The organism is Alcanivorax xiamenensis, from assembly GCF_009846745.1.
Classification (GTDB): domain Bacteria; phylum Pseudomonadota; class Gammaproteobacteria; order Pseudomonadales; family Alcanivoracaceae; genus Alloalcanivorax; species Alloalcanivorax xiamenensis.
Genome location: NZ_AQPF01000002.1, coordinates 131,601 through 149,902, shown reverse-complemented (window position 1 = coordinate 149,902; position 18,302 = coordinate 131,601). Strand labels below are relative to the sequence as shown.

Here is an 18,302-nt window from a genome sequence, read left to right as displayed (position 1 = left end):
CCATCAAGCTGAAGGAAACCCTAGTTTATGTCCGATCACCCCCGTCCGTCAGCCGATCTCGGCCCAAACCAGCTGAATGCGGCCAAGGACACCGTGGCTTTTGTACTGGAAGAAGCGCGCCGGCAGGGCGCCAGCAATGCGGAAGTCGGCTTGTCCCTGTCCCAGGGGTTGTCGGTGGATGTGCGCCTTGGCGAGGTGGAAACAGTCGAGTTCCACCGTGACCGGGGTGTCTCGGTGACGGTGTACTTCGGCCAGCGCAAGGGGCAGGCCAGCACTTCGGATGACCGCCGCGAAAGCCTCCGCGACGCGGTACGCGCGGCCTGCGCCATTGCCCGTCATACCGAGGAGGATCCTCATGCCGGGATCGCCGATGCCGGTTTGTTGGCGCCGCGGGTGCCGGATCTGGACCTGTATCATCCCTGGGCGCTGACCACCGACCAGGCCATTGAACAGGCTCAGCAGTGTGAGGCGGTGGCTCGCGACGACGCGCGTATCGTCAATTCAGAGGGCGCTTCGCTCAATACCGGCGCCAGCTTGTATGTATTGGGGACCAGCGCGGGCTTTCTGGAAGGGTTCGCCGGCACCCATCACAGCCGCAGCTGCGCGGTGGTGGCTCAGGACGAGGCCGGCATGCAGCGGCAATTCTGGTACGATAGCGGCCGCCGGGCGGAGTTGCTGGCAAGCCCGGAGCAAGTGGGGGCAAAGGCCCGTGAGCGCACGCTGGCCCGTCTGGGAGCCGATGTGCCCGCCACCGGGGAATTCCCGCTGCTGTTCTCTCCGGAAATGGCCAGTGGCCTGATCAGCCATTTAATTGGCGCTATCAGCGGAGGCTCGCTGTATCGGCGCGCCTCTTTTCTGTGTGACGCGCTCGGTTCCCGGGTGCTGCCGGAAGGATTCCGTTTGGGAGAACGGCCGTTGATGCCGGCGGGTAATGGTTCCACCCCCTTCGACGGCGACGGTCTGCCCACCCGGGATCAGGATTTCATCGAGGACGGTGAGCTTAAAGGCTATGCGCTGGGGCTGTATGCGGCCCGCCGGCTGGGAATGTCACCTACCGGTAACGGAGGAGGAGTACATAACGTCATTCTGAGCGACACCGGGGAAAGCCGGGAAGCCTTGTTGCGCCGTTTGGGAACGGGAATTCTGATCACCGAGGTGATGGGACAAGGTGTGAACCTCGTCACAGGAGACTATTCTCGTGGCGCCGCGGGTTTTTGGGTGGAAAACGGTGTTATACAGAGACCACTGCAAGAGTTTACTATTGCCGGAAATCTGAAGGACATGTTCGGAGGTATTCTGGGCAGTGGCACGGATGTGGATCGAAGGGGGAATATCCACTGTGGTTCGTTACTGTTGTCGCCCATGAAAGTTGCCGGGCGCTAGTTTTTCGTCTTTCAGAATGACTATTGACTGTTTGGCTTAACCAAGGACAAGGAGCATACATTATGGAATCCAATAATCCATACCAGGGACCCAGCGCGGACGTGCTGGTGACACAGGCGGGATCGGGAACGGTAGGGCAGGCACGGAAGCGGCCGGTGGGGAACGGCGGCGCCTGGTGGGCGCAGGCTTGGGGGATCGTGAGTCAGAACAAGCTGATGTGGGCACTGGCCACCTTTGTCTTCATGCTGATTTTCATGGCCATTGGTCTGATTACCGCGTTCATTCCGTTTATCGGCACGTTCATTCCCACCCTGTTCGCGCCGGTATTCATCGTCGGTTTGTATTTCATTGCCCACAGGGTACTTGAGCAAAACACGTTTTCCTTCGGCGATCTTTTCGTCGGCTTTTCCAATCAGACCGGGCCGCTGTTCATGGCCGGTCTGGCGCAGATCGTGGCGATGCTGGTCTTCGTTGTTTTGATTGGCATTCTTGGCGCACTGTTCTATGGCAGTGAACTGATGATGATGTTCAGTTCCTTCTCCGACCCCTACGCCGCGCCCATGATGAACCCGGCCTTTGGCTTCGCCAAGATGATTCTGTTCGGCCTGGTCTCTCTGTTGTTGATCATCCCCTACATGGCGGCGATCTGGTTCCAGGTGCCTTTGGTGTTCTTCGGGCACCGCAATGCGTTCGCGGCCATGGTGGAAAGCTTCACCGCGGTATTCCGCAACTTTTTGCCCCTGCTGTGGTACGGCATCATCGGCTTCCTGATTTTCCTGGTGCTGGGTATCGCGGTGGCGATTATTGTCGGAGTGATTACCGGAGTGCTCGGACAAGGCGTGATCAGCGGTATCCTGATGTTCGTCTTTGGTGTGGTGATGCTGTTGGTGATGTTGGTACTGATGGCGCTGTATTCCGCCACCATCTACTGTTCGTTCCGCGATATCTTCGAACTGGGCGAAGCCACGCCGCGGCAGCCTGACGCTGTCTGATTCGCTCTGCATGACATTGCCCGGTGCTGGCCACCGGGATTCTCGCCGGGCGGTTTGATACCGCCCGGCGTTCGTTTGAGGCCGTGAATGGCGAAAGGAGCAGCCATGGCGATCGTCGGAATTGATCTGGGTACCACCAACAGCGCCTGCGGTGTGTGGACCGGACAAGGCGTGGAGTTGATATCCAATCGGCTGGGGGACGTGCTGACACCGTCCGTGGTGGGCGTGGATGCCAGTGGAGAGATCATGGTTGGTCGCACCGCCCGTCAGCGGCTGATTCATCATAGCGACCGAACGGTGGCCGCGTTCAAACGCCTCATGGGCACCGACCACAAGGTGACTCTCGGCAATCAGCGTTTCAGTGCGACGGAGCTGTCTTCCCTGGTATTGCGTTCGCTCAAGGAAGACGCCGAGGCGCACTTGGGGGAGCCGGTGACGGAAGCAGTGATCAGTGTGCCGGCCTATTTCAACGACAATCAGCGCCACGCCACCAAACAGGCGGCGGAGCTGGCGGGGTTGACGGTGCGACGGCTGATCAATGAGCCCACCGCCGCGGCCATGGCCTATGGCCTGCACGAGAAGCAGGAAGGCCTGTTTTTGATTCTCGACCTGGGCGGCGGCACTTTCGATGTATCGTTGCTGGAATTCTTCGATGGTGTGATGGAAGTGCACGCCAGCGCCGGTGACAACTTTCTCGGCGGAGAGGATTTCGTCGATGCCATGATCGACGATGTGCTGGCCCGGCATGAACTGAGTCGGGACAGCCTGCCCGCCAGTGTCATGCAGAATCTGTATTTGCAGATGGAAGGCGCCAAGCGCCGGCTGGGTAATACCCAGACGCTCACTCTCAAGCTGGGGGACCGGGAAGTGATTCATGAGGTCACGCCGGAATGGTTCGCCGGTGTGGTCACGCCACTGCTGCTGAGGGTGAAGCACCCGATTGAGCGGGCGTTGCGTGATGCCAGTCTGCACCCGGACAAGGTGGATGATGTGGTCCTGGTGGGCGGGTCCACCCGCCTGGCCCTGTTCCGCTCCACCGTCGGCAAGATGTTCGGCCGGCTGCCATCCTGTCATCTGGACCCGGATACGGTCGTGGCGATGGGGGCGGCTATTCAGGCCGGTCTGCTGGAGCGGGGAGAGGGCCTGGATGACGTGGTGCTTACCGATGTCTGCCCCTACACGCTCGGCACGGGGGTGGTCAACGAGGACAACCCCAAGCTGGGGGATTACTTTCTGCCGATCATCGAACGCAATAGCGTGGTACCGATCAGCGTCGAGCGGCAGTTGTCCACCGCATCCGACAACCAGACCAAGATGAAGATTCTCATCTATCAAGGCGAAAATCGTCTGGTGGAGAAGAATGTCTACCTGGGAGAGTTGGGCGTCGCCGTGCCGAAAGGACCACGAGGACAGGAAAGCGTGACCGTCCGCTACAGCTACGACATGAATGGTCTTCTGGAGGTGGACGTGAAAGTTGAATCCACCGGCAAGACCTATTATCAGTTGATCGAACATACGCCCGGAGCCTTGAGCGAGGACGACAAGGCGAGATCCCTGGAACGTCTGGCCGCCTTGAAGTTCCACCCTCGAGACGGTGAGGAGAACCGGGCGCTGCTGGCCCGTGGCGAGCGGCTTTATGAGTCCAGCCTCGGGGAGCGCAGGGAGTGGGTCGCCGACTTGATGGGCCGATTCGAGCAGGTGCTGGATCGGCAGAATCCGCTGGACATTGCCCGGGCTCAAAAGAAGTTCAGGGAGGCCTTGGACAGTCTGGAAGGTGAGGACTGGTTCTGATGGATCCCTGGCATGTCCTGGGGCTCGAGGCCACCGGGGATACCCGGGCGATCAAGCGTGCCTACGCGCGCTTGCTGAAAAGTACGCGCCCGGATGAGCATCCACGGCAATTCCAGGCTTTGCACGCCGCCTACAAACGTGCCCTGAGCCTTGCCGAGCAACATGCCCGTGCCGCTGATGCGGGGCCGGAAACGGCAACCGGGGAGCAAGCGGAAAGGAAGCCCGTTGCCACCGCCGCCGAGACTCTGCCGCCTTCGCCAGAGAGGCCGGAATGGCCAGCGTCGGTGGTTCCAGATGATCCGCTGGTGGCACCGGAGGAATCCGAGCCGGCGTTCCTGGATCAGCCTCCCCCGCCGGCGCGGGACCCGGAGCCGGCCTGGACCGCGGCACGGGAGCTGGAAGAACGGGAGCCGGAAGAAGACGAGCGGCTGGCGGCCAGTCGTGAGCACGAACGGCTGCTGATTCAGTGCCAGGCTCTTCTGGACCGGGAGGGGCAGCCGGCGGCGGAAACGGAATGGCGTTTTCTGGCCAGCAATCCCTGGATGTTGGACAGCGCCTTTCATCATGGTTTGGGCGATGCCCTGATGGCCCGGCTGGTGGAGCGGTCGCGGCAGCAAGAGGGCACACCTCCTCTGGATGCGGCCACTCTCGGTTATTTGAACAGCCTGTTCGATTGGGAGGGGCGTCGTGGTTTGTTGGCGGCCCGTTTTGGTGATGCCGCCATGGAGCGGGTGTTGGCGCCCCTGGACGCGAGCTCTTCCGGCGACCAGGCGTTATTGCGGGGGCTGCGTGGCGGCAAGGAGACGGTGCCGCCGGCGCGTCAGGCAAACGCCGAGCCGAAACCCGAAACCCTTTATTTCACCGGCATGACCTTACGCATGGTCGCCCTCGTCATCGACCTGCTGGTCCTGGCGGCGCTTCTGGTCATGCCGATATGGGTGGTGAGCATCATGGTGGCGGATTTCAACGGAACAGGTGGTGATATCCGTATTGAGTCGTTCATGAGCTTCTTTCTGGTGCTCGTCGTGCCGGCCTATTTGCTGATGGCGCTGGTAATGGAGGCCGGGCCCAGGCAGGCGACGCCGGGGAAACGGATGCTCGGGCTCAGGGTGACGAATCGGGAGTTTCAGCGGCTGCCCTTCCTGCACAATTTATGGCGGGTCATAGCGTTCGTGGTGGTCAATGCGCTGACCAGCAAGGTGGTGATCCTGGTGAACCTGTTCCTGAAAGGATACCTTCTGCACGATCGCGTCAGCCGCAGTTATGTCATCAACTGGGCGCGCAGTCAGAGGGAGGAGAAAGACGCGAAATGACGTCCTGTTCGCTGCCAAGGCAGCTTCCCACAGCAACTCCGTCGCGCTCTCTGTGGGAAGCTGCCTTGGCAGCGAATACAGCGCGATTTCATATCTCCAAGACCAATAGATGGCACGCCACTGGTCTGTGGACCGCTCCCGCGAACTTATTCCGCTTCGTCAAAGCGGCGGGCGAACAGGTCGGTCAGTTCCTCCATGGCCGGCTGTTCATCATCGCCGTCCACCCGCACCGTGAGGCTGGTGCCCTTGGCGGCGCCGAGGGTGAGCAGGCCCATGATGCTCTTGGCATCGATCCGGCGTTCGTTATGAAGCACTTGAATGGTGCAGCTGTAACGTGACGCCACACTGACCACCTTGGCGGCGGCGCGCGCATGCAGCCCCAGTTTGTTGATGATGGTGAGTTCCTTCTCGATCATCCCTCCAACTCCCGGTGCCGCACATGCAAGGGAATGGCTTTATTGCGCAGGCGCTGGGCCAGCTGTTCGGCCAGATACACGGAGCGATGGCGGCCACCGGTGCAGCCGATGGCAACGGTAACGTAACTGCGGTCGTTGGCGGCGTAGCTGGGCAGCCAGCGAACCAGGAACTGGAAAATATCGTCGATCAAATCTTCGGTTTCCTGATGAGATTGCAGGAAGGCCGCCACCTCGTCGTCGCGACCGGTCAGAGCGCGCAGATCACCGTGCCAGTGGGGATTGGGCAGCATGCGCACGTCATAGACCAAATCGGCGTCGTTGGGTAAGCCATTCTTAAAACCGAACGACTGGATCAGCAACGAGAGGCGGACATTGCGGCCGGCGACCCGCTGACGGATCTGGTTGCGCAGGGAATGGACATCCAGGGTGCTGGTGTCGATCACCAGGTCCGCGCGCATACGGATGTCGGCGAGCAGTTCGGCTTCATAGGCGATGGCGTCGGCCAGGGTGCGATCATCGCCGCTGAGCGGGTGGGGGCGGCGAGTGGCGCTGAAGCGTTTGAGCAGGGTGCCGTGATCGGCGTCGAGAAAGATGATTTCCGTTTCCACCTGCAGCTTGCGTAACTCCGCCAGGGTGGAGGGGAACGCCAGCAGTTGTCTCGGCAGGTTGCGGGCATCGACCCCGACGGCGACCCGCTCCAGTACCCGGTCTTCATCATCCAACTGCCCGGCCAGTTGCGGCAGCAGACCCAATGGCAGATTGTCCACGCAATAATAGCCATGGTCTTCCAGTGCCTGTAGGGCTGTGGTTTTACCGGATCCGGACCGGCCGCTGAGAATGGTCAGTTTCATGGCGATTGCCGCTTTCTTCCCCCAAAAGACGCCCGGGCCGGGGAAAACCGGCCGCGCGGGCCCTGTCGTAGCTTATGAAGCCAGGCGCAATTCGGCCTCGGACTCCACGGCGGTAATGTAAAGCTGGTGATCGTCCATTGCCTGGCGCAGTTCACGCCGATAATCCTCGTCGTTGAACAGGTTGGCCAGGTGGCTCAGGGTCTTGAGGTGCTGCTCGGGATTTTGTTCAGGCACCAGCAGAACGAACACCAGATCCACCGGTCGGCCGTCCACGGCATCGAAGTCCACCGGTTCGGCCAGTTTCAGCAGCAGGCCCACCGCCTGCTCGCAGCGTCCGAGTCGGCAGTGGGGAATGGCGATACCTTCACCGATACCGGTGGAGCCCAGGCGCTCCCGGGCCACCAGTGCATCGAACACCTCCTGGGCTCCGAGGTCGCCGCAACTGGCCGCGGCCAGTTCGGCAACCTGATCCAGAAGACGTTTTTTGCTACCCACCTCGATACCGTTATGGGTGCGGTCCTCGGTGAGGAGTTCTCGTACTCGCATAGATCCGCTTAGTGACCGTGCTTGCGGCTCACGGTCTTCTCCTTGTGTTTGAGAATCTGACGATCCAGCTTGCTGGTCAGGGCATCAATAGCCGCGTACATGTCACCAGCCTCGGCGGTGGCGAAGACTTCGGCGCCGGAAATGTGGATGGTGGATTCCGCCTTGTGGGTCTTCGGCTCCGGAGACAGAATCACCTGAATACTGGTGATCTGGTCGAAGTGCCGTTCCAACTTGGAAAACTTGTCGTCCACATAGTCACGAAGGGCTTCGGTGATATCCAGGTGATGGCCACTGATGTTGATTTGCATAGCTGGCTCCTTTGCCTCGTTATTTAACCCTGGCCCCAGGCCCGGGTTACAAGCCGTTTCCCGCGTCGTCAAACCAGGCGTTTGCGAGCGCTGGAAGACGGGATTCGCATCGCCTCTCGATACTTGGCGACGGTCCGGCGCGCCACCTTGATCCCTTGCTCATTAAGCAAACTGGCCAGCTTATTGTCGCTGAGCGGCTTGCGAGGGTTCTCGGCGGCGACCAGCTTCTTAATGATGGCACGAATGGCGGTGGAAGAACATTCACCGCCGCCTTCCGTGTCCACGTGACTGGAAAAGAAATATTTAAGCTCGAACACCCCGCGGGGGGTGAGCATGAACTTCTGATTGGTGACCCGGCTGATGGTGGATTCGTGCATTTCCACCGCCTCGGCGATATCGGCCAGCACCAGCGGTTTCATGGCTTCCTCGCCATAGTGGAAGAAGTCCTGCTGCACCTCGACGATGCGGCGCGCCACCTTCAGCAAAGTGTCGTTACGGCTCTGCAGGCTTTTCAGGAACCAGCGTGCCTCCTGCATGCAGTTGCGCAGGTACTGGCCGTCCTCGCCCTCGGTGCGGCGGGCCAGACGGGCGTATTGGGCGTTCAGGTTGACCTTGGGCAGTACCTCCTCGTTCAGTTCCACCCGCCAGCCGCCACGGAAAGGGCGCACCACCACGTCGGGCACCGCGTATTCCGCCACTTCGCCGCCGATGTGTTCGCCCGGGGCGGGGTCCAGGGTGCGCAGCAGCGCCAGGGCATCGAGGAGTTCGCCTTCCGTCACCCCCATGGCCCGGCGTAGCCCGGCATAGTCGTGCTTCTCCAATAGCGTGAGGTGCTCAAGCAGGGCAGTGGCGGTGTCCAGGTGTGGCGTGTCGGCGGCCTGCTGTCGCAGTTGCACGCCCAGGCACTCGGCCAGGTCACGGCAGGCCACACCGACCGGGTCGAATTGTTGCAGCCGATGCAGGACCGCCACCACTTCGTCTTCCTCCACCGGATCATCGGCGTCGGCGATTTGCCGCTCGGCGGTGCCGATCACATCATCCAGGGGCAGGGACAGGTAGCCGCGGTGGTCGAGGGCGTCGATGAGGATACCGGCGATGACGCGGTCCCGGTCGCTCATCGGGCTGAGATTGAGTTGCCAGAGCAGATGGTCCTGCAGGGTGACCGGAGCGACGTGGCGCTGCTGCCAGGCGTCGGCGTCATCGTCTTCGCCGCTGCCCGAGCCGGAACCGGACTGCCCCACATAGAGGTCGTCCCATTCGCTGTCGCTCTCCACCGGCCCTTCCACCAGATCGTCCAGGGCCTGGTCCCGTTCGAGGTCCATTTCCTCCGCTTCCCAATCCTCGTCGGCGGGGGAGTCATCCTCGGTATAGGTTTCGCCTCCCTCCTCGAGTTCCAGCAGGGGGTTGGTTTCCACGGCCTGCTGGATTTCCTGGCGCAGGTCCAGCGTCGACAGCTGCAGCAAGCGAATCGCCTGTTGCAGCTGCGGCGTCATGGTGAGTTGCTGGCCGATCTGGAGTTGTAGACTCGGTTTCATACTGCCTTGGTGGTCTGGTGAATCGCCAAGGCGGCAGAATAGCAGCGTCTTTCAACGCTTAGCAATCCATTTAAGCAATATGTATGCCAATGTTGAAATTGCAATTGAAAAAGAGTAAGGAGAATCGTGGTTCCTTCCAGTATGAAGAGAGTCACTGGTGTCCCGCGATTGTGGGGGCGGCCGCCATGGATGGCGGCTCCAAATGCCGGGTGTTGCCGGAGGGCGATGCCGGATCAAGTCCGGCATGACATTTTCAGGTCTTGGACTTGGCGTGCCAGCGTGTTGCGTGTAAGCGTGCCAGCAATTTATGGGGCGCCAGCGGTTCTCCTGATAAGTCAAAGCCGGAAGTCCGCACCCAGATAGACGTCGCGGACCTGCTGGTTGCCGAGGATGGTCTGGGAATCGCCCTCGGCGATGATGTGGCCGGCGCTGCAGATATAGGCGGTATCACAGATATCCAGCGTTTCGCGCACGTTGTGGTCGGTGATCAGCACGCCGATGCCGCGATCCTTGAGGTGGCGGATAATGCCCTTGATGTCATTCACCGAGATCGGGTCCACCCCGGCGAACGGCTCATCCAGCAAAATGAACGCCGGGTCCGTGGCCAGGCCACGGGCGATTTCCGCCCGCCGCCGCTCACCGCCGGACAGGCTCATGCCCATGCTGTCGCGGATATGGGTAATGTGAAATTCCTCGAGCAGGTTGTTCAGTTCCTGCTCGCGCTCGGTTTTGCTCAGTTCCTTGCGGGTTTCGAGGATCGCCATGATGTTCTGCTCGACGGTCAGGCGGCGGAAGATGCTCGCCTCCTGGGGCAGATAGCCGATGCCACGCTTGGCGCGTCCGTGCATGGGCAGGTGGGTGATGTCCTCACCATTGATCTCGATGCGCCCGGCGTCCGCTTCCACCAGCCCGACGATCATATAGAAACAGGTAGTCTTGCCGGCACCGTTTGGGCCCAGCAGGCCGACGATCTGGCCCGCTTCCACCTCCAGGGAGACGTCCTCGATGACCCGGCGCCCCTTGTAGCTTTTGGCCAGTTGGCGGGCATTCAGTTTCGCCATGGTCAGGGGCTCTCCGTGTTGCTGGGGGGGCTCGCCGGCGTGGAGGCCGGGGTTTCGCTGGTGGGCGATTGGGTATTGTCATCGCCCTGATCCTGGCCGGTCTGCTTGCTTTGCGACGTTTCGTCGTCGCCATTCTGTGCCTGGGAGGCGTTCGTGGCCGGAATCACCAGCCGCACCCGTTTGTCGCCCTCGCTGCTGGCGTCCATGCGCCGGGAGTTGAGGTCGTATTCCACCCGTGCGCCCTCGAAGGTATTGCCCTGATGCTGCACATAGGCGTTGCCAGTGAGGATCAGGCGGCGGCGTTTGAGGTCGTAAACCAGCTTGTCGGCGTGGGCGTTCAGGTCCTTGCCTTCGCGCATGCGCACTGGACTGCCGGTGGCTTCCACTCGCACCAGTTGCTCATTCTCGGTGAACAGGCGCAAGACGTCGGCGTTGAGTTTGCGGTTGCCCTGAATCAGTTCGGCGTCGCCCCGGTATACGCCAGTGCCGGCGTCCCGTTCGAACACGGCCTGGTTGGCACTGACCTCCACCGGGCCTTCGGCGCCGGACTGGGCCACGGCCAGTGCCGGGACCAGGAGGGCGGCGGCCATGACCACGCGCAGGCGGCGCAGTGGGCCGTGCACCGGACCGTTAGGGCTTGGGTCCTTTGAATTCACTTACTACTCCTTGCTTGAGAGTCATGCGCCCGGTATCCAGATCCGCGTCCATGCTGCCCGCCCGGGTGCTGCCTTCGCTGTGTCGCATGGTGACGGTGTCCGGGGCGGAAACCTGGCGATCGCGGCTCAGGTAGTGCAGCTCCCGGGTGTCGAGGGTGACGCCGTTGTTCTTGCTGACCGCCTCGACATTGTTTTCGAACACGATCAGGTCACCGTTGTCGCGTACTTCACCATTGTCCGCCTGGATGGTCCACTGGTTGTTGCCGTTGTTCAGACTCAGGTCCGGGCCGGTGAGCAGCGTCAGCGCTTCACGTTCGTATTGTTCCAGGTTGTCGGCGAGAAGCCGGTATTCCACCTCGCCGCTGTCGCGATTGAACTGGCGGGCAACGATGTTTTCGGCGGTGATGGCCGGCGCGCTGAGGAACGCTTCGTTGTCGCCCTCCAGCGGGTTGCCCCACTCATGCAGCGTCATCATCACGATCAATCCCAGCAGAATGACGCCGCTGGCGCTGAGCAGGCCGGGCCGTCTCACTGCCCCTCCCGCAGTCGCAGCAGGCTGTCACACACTTCCCGCACCGCCCCTTCGCCACCACGGGCTTCGGTGCGGGCCACCGCGTGGGCGTTGGCCGGGGCGAAGCCCAGTCCGGCCCATTCCAGTGCCGGCACGTCGGGTTCATCGTCGCCCATGTAACCGATCTCGGCGGCGCTCAGGCCGAGCTGTTGTGCCAGCGCGGACAGGGCCACGCCTTTGTCCTCGCGGCCCTGGATCACGTGCTTGATGCCCAGGTCCCGGGCGCGGCGGGCCACCATGGCGGAGTCGCGGCCGGTGATGATGGCCAGGGTCACGCCACTGGCCGCCAGTTTTTTCAGCCCATGGCCATCCAGGGTGCTGAAGGTTTTCAGTATCTCGCCATCCGGACCGTAATAGAGGCGGCCATCGGTCATCACGCCATCCACGTCGAAAGCCATCAGGCGCAGGCGCAGAGCCTGTTCCGGTTTTACCCCGAGCGTCATTACATTACCCCCGCGCGCAGCAGATCCTGGGTGTTGAGTGCGCCGATCGGACGCTGCTGGTCATCACAAATGATCAGACCGTTCACCTTGCGCGTCTCCATCAGTTGCAATGCCTCCGCCGCCAGACGGCCAGGCTGGATGGTGACCGGGCGTGGTGACATGACGTCGCGAATGCCGGCGACACGGACATCGACGCCTTTCTCCAGAGTGCGGCGCAGATCGCCATCGGTAAAGATGCCAATCAGTTTGCCGTCGTCGTTCACCACCGTGGTCATGCCCAGGCCCTTGCGGGTCATTTCCAGCAGCGCATCGGTCAGTGGGGTGCTGGCGTTGACCACCGGCAACTGTTCCTCGCCGTGCATGACATCGTCCACTTTGAGCAGCAACCGGCGTCCCAGGCTGCCGCCGGGATGGCTGAGGGCGAAATCCTCCGGGGTGAACCCGCGCGCCTCCAGCAGCGCTATGGCCAGGGCATCGCCCATGGCAAGAGCGGCGGTGGTGGAGGAGGTGGGCGCCAGATTGTGCGGGCAGGCCTCTTCCTTAACCGCCACGTTCAAATGAACATCGGATAACTGGGCCAGGGAGGATTCCGGGCGGCCGGTCATGCTGATCAGCCCGCTGCCTTTGCGCTTGATCACCGGGATGATGGTCAGCACTTCCTGGGTCTCGCCGGAGTTGGAGAGTGCCAGCACCACGTCTTCACTGGTGATCATGCCCAGATCGCCATGGGATGCTTCGCCCGGATGCACGAAAAACGACGGGCTGCCAGTGCTGGCCAGGGTGGCCGCCAGCTTGGTGCCGATATGGCCACTTTTGCCCATGCCGGTGACGATGATGCGACCGGTGCAGGCGAGCAGGCGCTCGCAGGCGTTTTCGAAATCCTTATCCACGCGCGCACTGAGCGCGGCCACCGCCTGGGCTTCCTCGTCCAGTACACGGCGCGCGGTGGCGATGAAGTTGTAAGGCATGGAATCTCCCTTCACGGTCGCGGCCCGGTCCGCTGCCAGGATTTGTCGGCGGAGCCTGATGAAGCCGCCGATTATACACCGGCATCCATCAGGCTGCGCCAGAGCACCGTCAAATAGACCGCGTATCCGCCGAACAGTGCCAGACCGGTGCCACGCCCCAGAGGGCGGCGCACCGCCAGCGCCATGCCGAAGGTCATGATCAGGGTCAGCAGTACCAGTGTCGTGTAGTCGCGATCCAGCAGAGCGGGATCGGCCAGTGCGCCGGGGCCAAGCAGGGCGGGCATCGGCAGTACCATCAGCAAATTGAGAATGTTGGAGCCGAGCACATTGCCCAGGGCCAGATCGCCGTGCCCGCGACGGGTGGCCGCCAGGCAGGTGGCCAGTTCCGGCAGGCTGGTGCCAAGCGCCACCAGGGTCAGGCCGATCAGGGCTTCGCCGACATCCATCTGCCGGGCTACTTCCGTGGCGCCCCAGACCAGTGTCCGGGCGCTGATCAGAAGCAGCACCAAACCACCAAGAAACAGCAGCAAGTCGTGACGCCGGCTCCGATCCCGTTGTGACGGTGGCGGCTGTGGTGGTGATGTTTTGCGGTGCCACGTTATCAGTGCCAGCGTCGCCAGGCCAAGGAGCAGGACCACGCCGTCGGTGCGGGTCAGGTGGCCGTCGATCAGCACCACTCCGGCCAGGGCCGTGACCAGCAAGCAAGCGCTCAGCACCTGCCGGCGGCTGTGGTCGGGGCAGGGCACGGGGCGCCACAGCAGAGTCAGTGCGAGCACCAGTCCCAGATTGGCGATGTTTGAACCCAGCGCATTGGCCACGCCAAGGGCGGAACTTCCGCTCAGGGCGGCGGTGGCGGAGACCAGGACTTCCGGCGCCGAGGTGCCGAAGGCGACCAGCGTCAGACCCACCAGTGCCCGGGACAGCCCGAAAGCCTGGGCCAGGCCGGCGGCGCCGGTGACAAAACGGTCGGCGCTCCAGGAAAGTACTGCCAGGGCGATCAGGCTGGCCAAAAGGGCAGTAAGCATGGAACCTCCGTTGTCAAAAGCCGTCAAATCGAGCAAGAGCCGTGGCGCGCGCGGAACCCGCGCGTGTAGGATGCGGTGAGTTTGCCGGGACCATCAATGCCGGATCACCGAATGACCAGGGAGCGAGCGCATGACTTATCCTAAACAACTGTTTTCCATGATGGCGGCCTTGTTGCTGCTGTTGACCGCCAGCCTGGCGCAAGCGGAGCAGGATCCGCGCAAATTGGTGGAGCAAACTGTCGAGCGCATGACCAAGCGCATCGATGGGGAGCGCCAGAAGCTCAACAACGACCCCCAGTACGCCCGCGAACTGGTGCGCGAGGAACTGGGCGATCTGGTGGACTTCAAGCGGATTACCCGAGTGGTGATGGGGGATTATTTCGACCAGGCCTCCCGGGATCAGAAGTACCGTTTCCTGGAGGTGTTCGAGAACAGTCTGGTGAACACTTACGCCTCCGGGGTAACACTGTACGACGGCCAGAAGATGAAAGTCCTGCCTTTGCGCGAGGAAGACCGCCGTGGCAACTATGCGCGCGTGCGCATGGAGTTCTCCACCAACTCAGGCCAGGTGGTGCCGATCTTCTTTACCCTGTTCCTGGACGGTGGCCAGTGGCGTGTGGTCAATGTTTATGTCAATGGGCTTGATCTGAGCCAGGTCTACAAGCAGCAGTTCGCCCAGTCCATGCAACAGCACAATGATATGGACACGGTCATCGCCAACTGGTCCGCCGCCGATGTGGCCGACGAGGTCGAGAACAAGGCCAACGTCAACTGATTCCCGCCTTTCTGATTGTCTACCGCCGCGGGGCCGGCATGGCAAGGCCCCGCGCCGTCGCGTATTATTGCCGGTTCATTCGAATGAGGAGCTCCCATGAATCCGGAAGACGTGAAGGCGCTGGTGGAAGCCGGCTTCGACGATGCCGAGGTGGCGGTGGACGGCGGCGGTGACCGCTTCCTGATCCGCGTGGTGTCCGATGCCTTCGAAGGCCTGATGCCGGTGAAAAAGCAGCAACTGGTCTATGGCTGCATTAACCAGGCAATCGCCGACGGCACCATTCACGCCGTAAGCATCCAGACCTATACCCGGGCCGAGTGGGAAAAAGCCCAGAAGATGGGGTTGGCCTGAGCCCCGGGCGGCCCGCCATTTGCCTTTATCAACAGGCTCTAAGAGATCCGCATGGACAAACTGAAGATTACCGGTGGACAGCGCCTGGACGGCGAGATCCGCATTTCCGGCTCCAAGAACTCATCGTTGCCGATTCTTGCCGCCACCTTGCTGGCCGACGAGACCGTCACCGTAGGTAACCTGCCGCATTTGCAGGACGTCACTACCCTGATCGAGCTGCTTGGCCGGATGGGAGTGCATGTGGTGCTGGATGACCACATGAACGTGGCGGTGAACCCCACCGGTATCCGCGAATTCACCGCGCCCTATGAGCTGGTGAAAACCATGCGCGCCTCGATTCTGGTACTGGGACCGTTGGTGGCGCACTTCGGTCGCGCCGAGGTGTCCCTGCCCGGCGGTTGTGCCATCGGCTCGCGGCCGGTGGACATTCATCTCAAGGGGCTCGAAGCCATGGGCGCTGAGATCGAGGTGATGAACGGCTACATCTCCGCCCAGGTTCAGGGCCGCCTCAAGGGCGCCCGCATCGTCATGGATACGGTGACCGTGACCGGCACCGAGAACCTGCTGATGGCCGCCGCCCTGGCCGAAGGCACCACGGTGCTGGAGAATGCCGCGCGGGAGCCGGAAGTGGTGGATCTGGCCAATTTCATCAACCGCATGGGTGGCAAGATCACCGGCGCGGGTACCGATACCATCGTGGTGGAAGGGGTTGCCTCGCTGGGCGCCTGTCACCATGACGTGATCTCCGACCGTATCGAGACCGGCACCTACCTGATCGCCGCCGCCATCACCGGTGGCCGGATCAAGACCAAGAACACCGATCCGGCCCTGCTGGATTCGGTGTTGCAGAAACTGCGTGAGGCCGGCGCCTTGATCGAAACGGGGGAGGACTGGATCAGCCTTGATATGGAGGGCCGGCGGCCGCAAGCGATCAGTCTGCGCACCGCGCCTTATCCGGCCATGCCCACCGATATGCAGGCCCAGTTCATGGCCATGAACACGGTGGCCGAAGGCACCGGCACCATCGTCGAGACGGTGTTCGAGAACCGCTTCATGCACGTGCAGGAACTGAATCGCATGGGCGCCCATATCGAAGTGCAGGGTAATACCGCCATTTGTCGTGGTGTCGAGTCGCTGACCGGTGCTCCGGTGATGGCCACCGACCTGCGCGCCTCTGCTTCCCTGGTGATCGCCGGCCTGGTGGCCAAGGGCGATACCCTGGTGGACCGGATCTACCACGTCGACCGGGGCTATGAGTGCATCGAGGAAAAACTGCAATCCCTGGGGGCGACCATTCGTCGTGTCCCCTCCTGACCGTGAAGCCATGAGCCAGAAACCGCTGATCATTGCCCTTTCCAAGGGCCGTATCCTCAAAGACACGCTGCCTCTGCTGAAAGAGGCGGGCATTGAAATGACCGAGGATCCGTCCGCCTCGCGCAAACTGATCTTCGACACCACCCGCGAAGACGTGAAGATCATCGTTATTCGCGCCACCGACGTGCCGCCCTACGTGCAGCATGGCGGCGCCGACATCGGCGTGGCCGGCAAGGACGTGTTGATGGAGCACGGCGCGGACGGTCTGTTCGAGCCACTGGACCTGGAGATCGCCCGCTGCAAGCTGATGGTGGCGGCACTCAAGGACGCGCCGCCAGTGAGCGGCCGCCTGCGAGTGGCGACCAAGTTCGTCAATGTGGCGAAAAGCTACTTTGCCCAGCAGGGCCGCCAGGCGGAGGTGATCAAACTGTACGGTGCCATGGAACTGGCGCCGCTGGTGGGGCTGGCGGACCGTATCGTGGACATCGTCGATACCGGCAACACCCTGCGCGCCAATGGCCTTGAACCCACTGAAATGATCGCCACTATTTCTTCCCGGGTGGTGGTCAACCGGGCCAGCATGAAGACCCGCCACGGCCAGATTCAGGAGATCCTGGATCAGGTGGCGAAAGCGGTGGCGGCGCGACGGGAGTAATGACATGAAAACCAACTGGCTGGACGCCGGCGACAGCGATTTCGTCGAGCGCCTGACCGCGCTCACCGCCTGGTCGGACGAACGCGACGAGGAAGTCGCCGAGCGTGTGCGTGGCATCCTCGGGGATGTGGCCCGGCGTGGCGACGAAGCGGTGATCGAGTACACCAACCGGTTCGACCGCCGGCAGGTGACGTCCATGGCCGAACTGACCGTGGATCGGGAGCAGTTGCTGGCCGCCCTGGAGCGCATTCCCGCCGAACTGCGGGACGCTCTGCGGGCCGCCGCCGATCGGGTGCGCGCCTACCACGAAAAGCAGAAGCAGGACTCCTGGCAGTATCGGGACGAGCACGGTTCCCTGCTGGGTCAGCAAGTCACGCCGTTGGACCGGGTCGGCATTTATGTGCCCGGCGGCAAGGCCGCCTATCCCAGCTCGGTGCTGATGAATGCGCTGCCGGCCCATGTGGCCGGAGTGGGCGAGATCGTCATGGTCAGCCCGGCGCCGGATGGCGAGTTGAACGATGTGGTGCTGGCGGCGGCGGCGGTGGCCGGCGTCGAGCGCTTCTTTTCCCTGGGCGGCGCCCAGGCCGTGGCGGCCCTGGCCCACGGCACGGAAACGGTGCCGGCGGTGGACAAGATCGTCGGGCCTGGCAACATTTATGTGGCGGAAGCCAAGCGCCAGGTATTCGGCAAGGTGGGCATCGACATGATCGCCGGCCCGTCCGAGATTCTGGTGGTGTGCGACGGCAAAACCGATCCCGAGTGGATCGCCATGGATCTGTTTTCCCAGGCCGAACACGACGAGGAAGCGCAGTCGATTCTGGTCAGCCCGGACGCGGAATTCCTCAAGCGGGTGGACGCCGCCATGGATCGCCTGGCGCCGACCCTGGAGCGGGAAGGCATCATCCGCACTTCCATGGCCAATCGGGGCGCCCTGATTCAGGTGGCGGATCTGGATCAGGCCCTGGACGTGGTCAATCGCGTCAGTCCCGAGCACCTGGAATTGTCCATGGACGATGCCGAGAGCTGGGCGCGCAAGGTGCGCCATGCCGGCGCCATTTTTCTCGGCCGTCATACGCCGGAGGCATTGGGGGACTACTGCGCCGGCCCCAATCACGTGCTGCCGACCAGCGCCACCGCCCGGTTCTCCTCACCGCTGGGCGTGTACGATTTCCAGAAGCGCAGTTCGTTGATCGGCTGCTCGCCGGAGGGCGCCAACGAGTTGGGGCGCATTGCTTCCGCTCTGGCTCGCGGCGAGAGTCTGACCGCTCACGCGCGCAGCGCCGAATACCGCATCAAGAAGGATTAACGTCGTGGGGAGTGGCCCGGTCCGCTCCCATGACAGGATCAA

Annotated in this window: 20 protein-coding genes; 9 read left to right on the top strand and 11 right to left on the bottom strand. The window is 62.3% G+C overall.

The features are described from left to right. Nucleotides 1-27 precede the first annotated feature (27 nt). The 4 genes from pmbA to A6D6_RS02225 all read left to right on the top strand — a co-directional run bounded on the left by pmbA (nt 28) and on the right by A6D6_RS02225 (nt 5,479). Nucleotides 28-1,383: a metalloprotease PmbA gene (gene pmbA / locus A6D6_RS02240; RefSeq protein ID WP_159659794.1), complete on the top strand. Its 1,356-nt coding sequence runs from the start codon at nt 28-30 to the stop codon at nt 1,381-1,383. A gap of 62 nt (nt 1,384-1,445) precedes the next feature. Continuing rightward, the gene (locus A6D6_RS02235; RefSeq protein WP_133492431.1) at nt 1,446-2,375 is read left to right on the top strand and encodes a BPSS1780 family membrane protein; all 930 of its coding nucleotides are present in this window, start codon (nt 1,446-1,448) and stop codon (nt 2,373-2,375) included. A gap of 105 nt (nt 2,376-2,480) precedes the next feature. Further along, nucleotides 2,481-4,166, top strand: a complete 1,686-nt coding sequence (locus A6D6_RS02230) for a molecular chaperone HscC (RefSeq protein WP_133492432.1) — start codon at nt 2,481-2,483, stop codon at nt 4,164-4,166. Then, the gene (locus A6D6_RS02225; RefSeq protein ID WP_159659793.1) at nt 4,166-5,479 is read left to right on the top strand and encodes an RDD family protein; all 1,314 of its coding nucleotides are present in this window, start codon (nt 4,166-4,168) and stop codon (nt 5,477-5,479) included. Before A6D6_RS02230 ends, A6D6_RS02225 begins: the two co-directional genes overlap by 1 nt. Before the next feature lie 146 nt (nt 5,480-5,625). Here the strand turns inward: A6D6_RS02225 and A6D6_RS02220 are convergent, their stop codons facing one another. From A6D6_RS02220 to A6D6_RS02170, 11 genes are all read right to left on the bottom strand, one after another. Next, nucleotides 5,626-5,895, bottom strand: coding sequence for an HPr family phosphocarrier protein (locus A6D6_RS02220; RefSeq protein WP_159659792.1), 270 nt, complete (start codon nt 5,893-5,895; stop codon nt 5,626-5,628). Continuing rightward, entirely contained in the window at nt 5,892-6,746 is an 855-nt protein-coding gene (gene rapZ / locus A6D6_RS02215; RefSeq protein ID WP_133492435.1) for an RNase adapter RapZ, read from the bottom strand. Before rapZ ends, A6D6_RS02220 begins: the two co-directional genes overlap by 4 nt. A gap of 72 nt (nt 6,747-6,818) precedes the next feature. Further along, the gene (ptsN, locus tag A6D6_RS02210; RefSeq protein ID WP_159659791.1) at nt 6,819-7,292 is read right to left on the bottom strand and encodes a PTS IIA-like nitrogen regulatory protein PtsN; all 474 of its coding nucleotides are present in this window, start codon (nt 7,290-7,292) and stop codon (nt 6,819-6,821) included. A gap of 8 nt (nt 7,293-7,300) precedes the next feature. Next, complete coding sequence (hpf, locus tag A6D6_RS02205; protein ID WP_133492437.1) at nt 7,301-7,600, bottom strand: ribosome hibernation-promoting factor, HPF/YfiA family; 300 nt, start codon at nt 7,598-7,600, stop codon at nt 7,301-7,303. A 68-nt stretch (nt 7,601-7,668) separates the two neighbouring features. Then, the gene (locus A6D6_RS02200; protein ID WP_159659790.1) at nt 7,669-9,135 is read right to left on the bottom strand and encodes an RNA polymerase factor sigma-54; all 1,467 of its coding nucleotides are present in this window, start codon (nt 9,133-9,135) and stop codon (nt 7,669-7,671) included. 335 nt (nt 9,136-9,470) lie between these two features. Then, nucleotides 9,471-10,196, bottom strand: coding sequence for an LPS export ABC transporter ATP-binding protein (lptB, locus tag A6D6_RS02195; RefSeq protein ID WP_133492439.1), 726 nt, complete (start codon nt 10,194-10,196; stop codon nt 9,471-9,473). A 2-nt stretch (nt 10,197-10,198) separates the two neighbouring features. Beyond that, nucleotides 10,199-10,852 carry a lipopolysaccharide transport periplasmic protein LptA gene (gene lptA / locus A6D6_RS02190; RefSeq protein ID WP_236563948.1) on the bottom strand — a complete coding sequence of 218 codons (654 nt, stop codon included), beginning with the start codon at nt 10,850-10,852 and terminating at the stop codon, nt 10,199-10,201. After that, a complete protein-coding gene (gene lptC, locus A6D6_RS02185) occupies nt 10,827-11,384 on the bottom strand; it encodes an LPS export ABC transporter periplasmic protein LptC (protein ID WP_133492440.1) in 558 nt (185 codons plus the stop codon). Before lptC ends, lptA begins: the two co-directional genes overlap by 26 nt. Then, nucleotides 11,381-11,866, bottom strand: a complete 486-nt coding sequence (locus tag A6D6_RS02180; protein ID WP_159659789.1) for a KdsC family phosphatase — start codon at nt 11,864-11,866, stop codon at nt 11,381-11,383. Before A6D6_RS02180 ends, lptC begins: the two co-directional genes overlap by 4 nt. After that, a complete protein-coding gene (locus A6D6_RS02175) occupies nt 11,866-12,834 on the bottom strand; it encodes a KpsF/GutQ family sugar-phosphate isomerase (RefSeq protein ID WP_159659788.1) in 969 nt (322 codons plus the stop codon). Before A6D6_RS02175 ends, A6D6_RS02180 begins: the two co-directional genes overlap by 1 nt. A gap of 71 nt (nt 12,835-12,905) precedes the next feature. Continuing rightward, nucleotides 12,906-13,859 carry a calcium/sodium antiporter gene (locus A6D6_RS02170; protein ID WP_159659787.1) on the bottom strand — a complete coding sequence of 318 codons (954 nt, stop codon included), beginning with the start codon at nt 13,857-13,859 and terminating at the stop codon, nt 12,906-12,908. Between the two features lie 130 nt (nt 13,860-13,989). Between A6D6_RS02170 and A6D6_RS02165 the strand changes: the two genes are divergently transcribed. From A6D6_RS02165 to hisD, 5 genes are all read left to right on the top strand, one after another. After that, on the top strand, nt 13,990-14,634 hold the full coding sequence (locus A6D6_RS02165; RefSeq protein WP_159659786.1) for an MlaC/ttg2D family ABC transporter substrate-binding protein: 645 nt from the start codon (nt 13,990-13,992) through the stop codon (nt 14,632-14,634). 96 nt (nt 14,635-14,730) lie between these two features. Then, nucleotides 14,731-14,985 (top strand): BolA family protein, encoded by a 255-nt coding sequence (locus A6D6_RS02160; protein ID WP_014995896.1) that lies wholly within the window; start codon nt 14,731-14,733, stop codon nt 14,983-14,985. A gap of 51 nt (nt 14,986-15,036) precedes the next feature. After that, nucleotides 15,037-16,299 (top strand): UDP-N-acetylglucosamine 1-carboxyvinyltransferase, encoded by a 1,263-nt coding sequence (gene murA / locus A6D6_RS02155; protein WP_159659785.1) that lies wholly within the window; start codon nt 15,037-15,039, stop codon nt 16,297-16,299. A 10-nt stretch (nt 16,300-16,309) separates the two neighbouring features. Continuing rightward, the gene (gene hisG / locus A6D6_RS02150) at nt 16,310-16,954 is read left to right on the top strand and encodes an ATP phosphoribosyltransferase (RefSeq protein ID WP_133492446.1); all 645 of its coding nucleotides are present in this window, start codon (nt 16,310-16,312) and stop codon (nt 16,952-16,954) included. Between the two features lie 4 nt (nt 16,955-16,958). Next, complete coding sequence (gene hisD, locus A6D6_RS02145; RefSeq protein WP_133492447.1) at nt 16,959-18,260, top strand: histidinol dehydrogenase; 1,302 nt, start codon at nt 16,959-16,961, stop codon at nt 18,258-18,260. Nucleotides 18,261-18,302 lie beyond the last annotated feature (42 nt).

Excerpts from the sequence above, each read along its gene's own strand:
- A6D6_RS02235 (WP_133492431.1), top strand. The coding sequence starts at position 1,446 with ATGGAATCCAATAATCCATACCAGGGACCCAGCGCGGACGTGCTGGTG.
- A6D6_RS02180 (WP_159659789.1), bottom strand. The coding sequence starts at position 11,866 with ATGACGCTCGGGGTAAAACCGGAACAGGCTCTGCGCCTGCGCCTGATG.
- A6D6_RS02225 (WP_159659793.1), top strand. The coding sequence starts at position 4,166 with ATGGATCCCTGGCATGTCCTGGGGCTCGAGGCCACCGGGGATACCCGG.
- A6D6_RS02165 (WP_159659786.1), top strand. The coding sequence starts at position 13,990 with ATGACTTATCCTAAACAACTGTTTTCCATGATGGCGGCCTTGTTGCTG.
- A6D6_RS02160 (WP_014995896.1), top strand. The coding sequence starts at position 14,731 with ATGAATCCGGAAGACGTGAAGGCGCTGGTGGAAGCCGGCTTCGACGAT.
- A6D6_RS02175 (WP_159659788.1), bottom strand. The coding sequence starts at position 12,834 with ATGCCTTACAACTTCATCGCCACCGCGCGCCGTGTACTGGACGAGGAA.
- A6D6_RS02170 (WP_159659787.1), bottom strand. The coding sequence starts at position 13,859 with ATGCTTACTGCCCTTTTGGCCAGCCTGATCGCCCTGGCAGTACTTTCC.
- lptB (WP_133492439.1), bottom strand. The coding sequence starts at position 10,196 with ATGGCGAAACTGAATGCCCGCCAACTGGCCAAAAGCTACAAGGGGCGC.
- hisD (WP_133492447.1), top strand. The coding sequence starts at position 16,959 with ATGAAAACCAACTGGCTGGACGCCGGCGACAGCGATTTCGTCGAGCGC.
- A6D6_RS02220 (WP_159659792.1), bottom strand. The coding sequence starts at position 5,895 with ATGATCGAGAAGGAACTCACCATCATCAACAAACTGGGGCTGCATGCG.
- ptsN (WP_159659791.1), bottom strand. The coding sequence starts at position 7,292 with ATGCGAGTACGAGAACTCCTCACCGAGGACCGCACCCATAACGGTATC.
- rapZ (WP_133492435.1), bottom strand. The coding sequence starts at position 6,746 with ATGAAACTGACCATTCTCAGCGGCCGGTCCGGATCCGGTAAAACCACA.
- hisG (WP_133492446.1), top strand. The coding sequence starts at position 16,310 with ATGAGCCAGAAACCGCTGATCATTGCCCTTTCCAAGGGCCGTATCCTC.
- murA (WP_159659785.1), top strand. The coding sequence starts at position 15,037 with ATGGACAAACTGAAGATTACCGGTGGACAGCGCCTGGACGGCGAGATC.
- A6D6_RS02230 (WP_133492432.1), top strand. The coding sequence starts at position 2,481 with ATGGCGATCGTCGGAATTGATCTGGGTACCACCAACAGCGCCTGCGGT.
- pmbA (WP_159659794.1), top strand. The coding sequence starts at position 28 with ATGTCCGATCACCCCCGTCCGTCAGCCGATCTCGGCCCAAACCAGCTG.
- A6D6_RS02200 (WP_159659790.1), bottom strand. The coding sequence starts at position 9,135 with ATGAAACCGAGTCTACAACTCCAGATCGGCCAGCAACTCACCATGACG.
- hpf (WP_133492437.1), bottom strand. The coding sequence starts at position 7,600 with ATGCAAATCAACATCAGTGGCCATCACCTGGATATCACCGAAGCCCTT.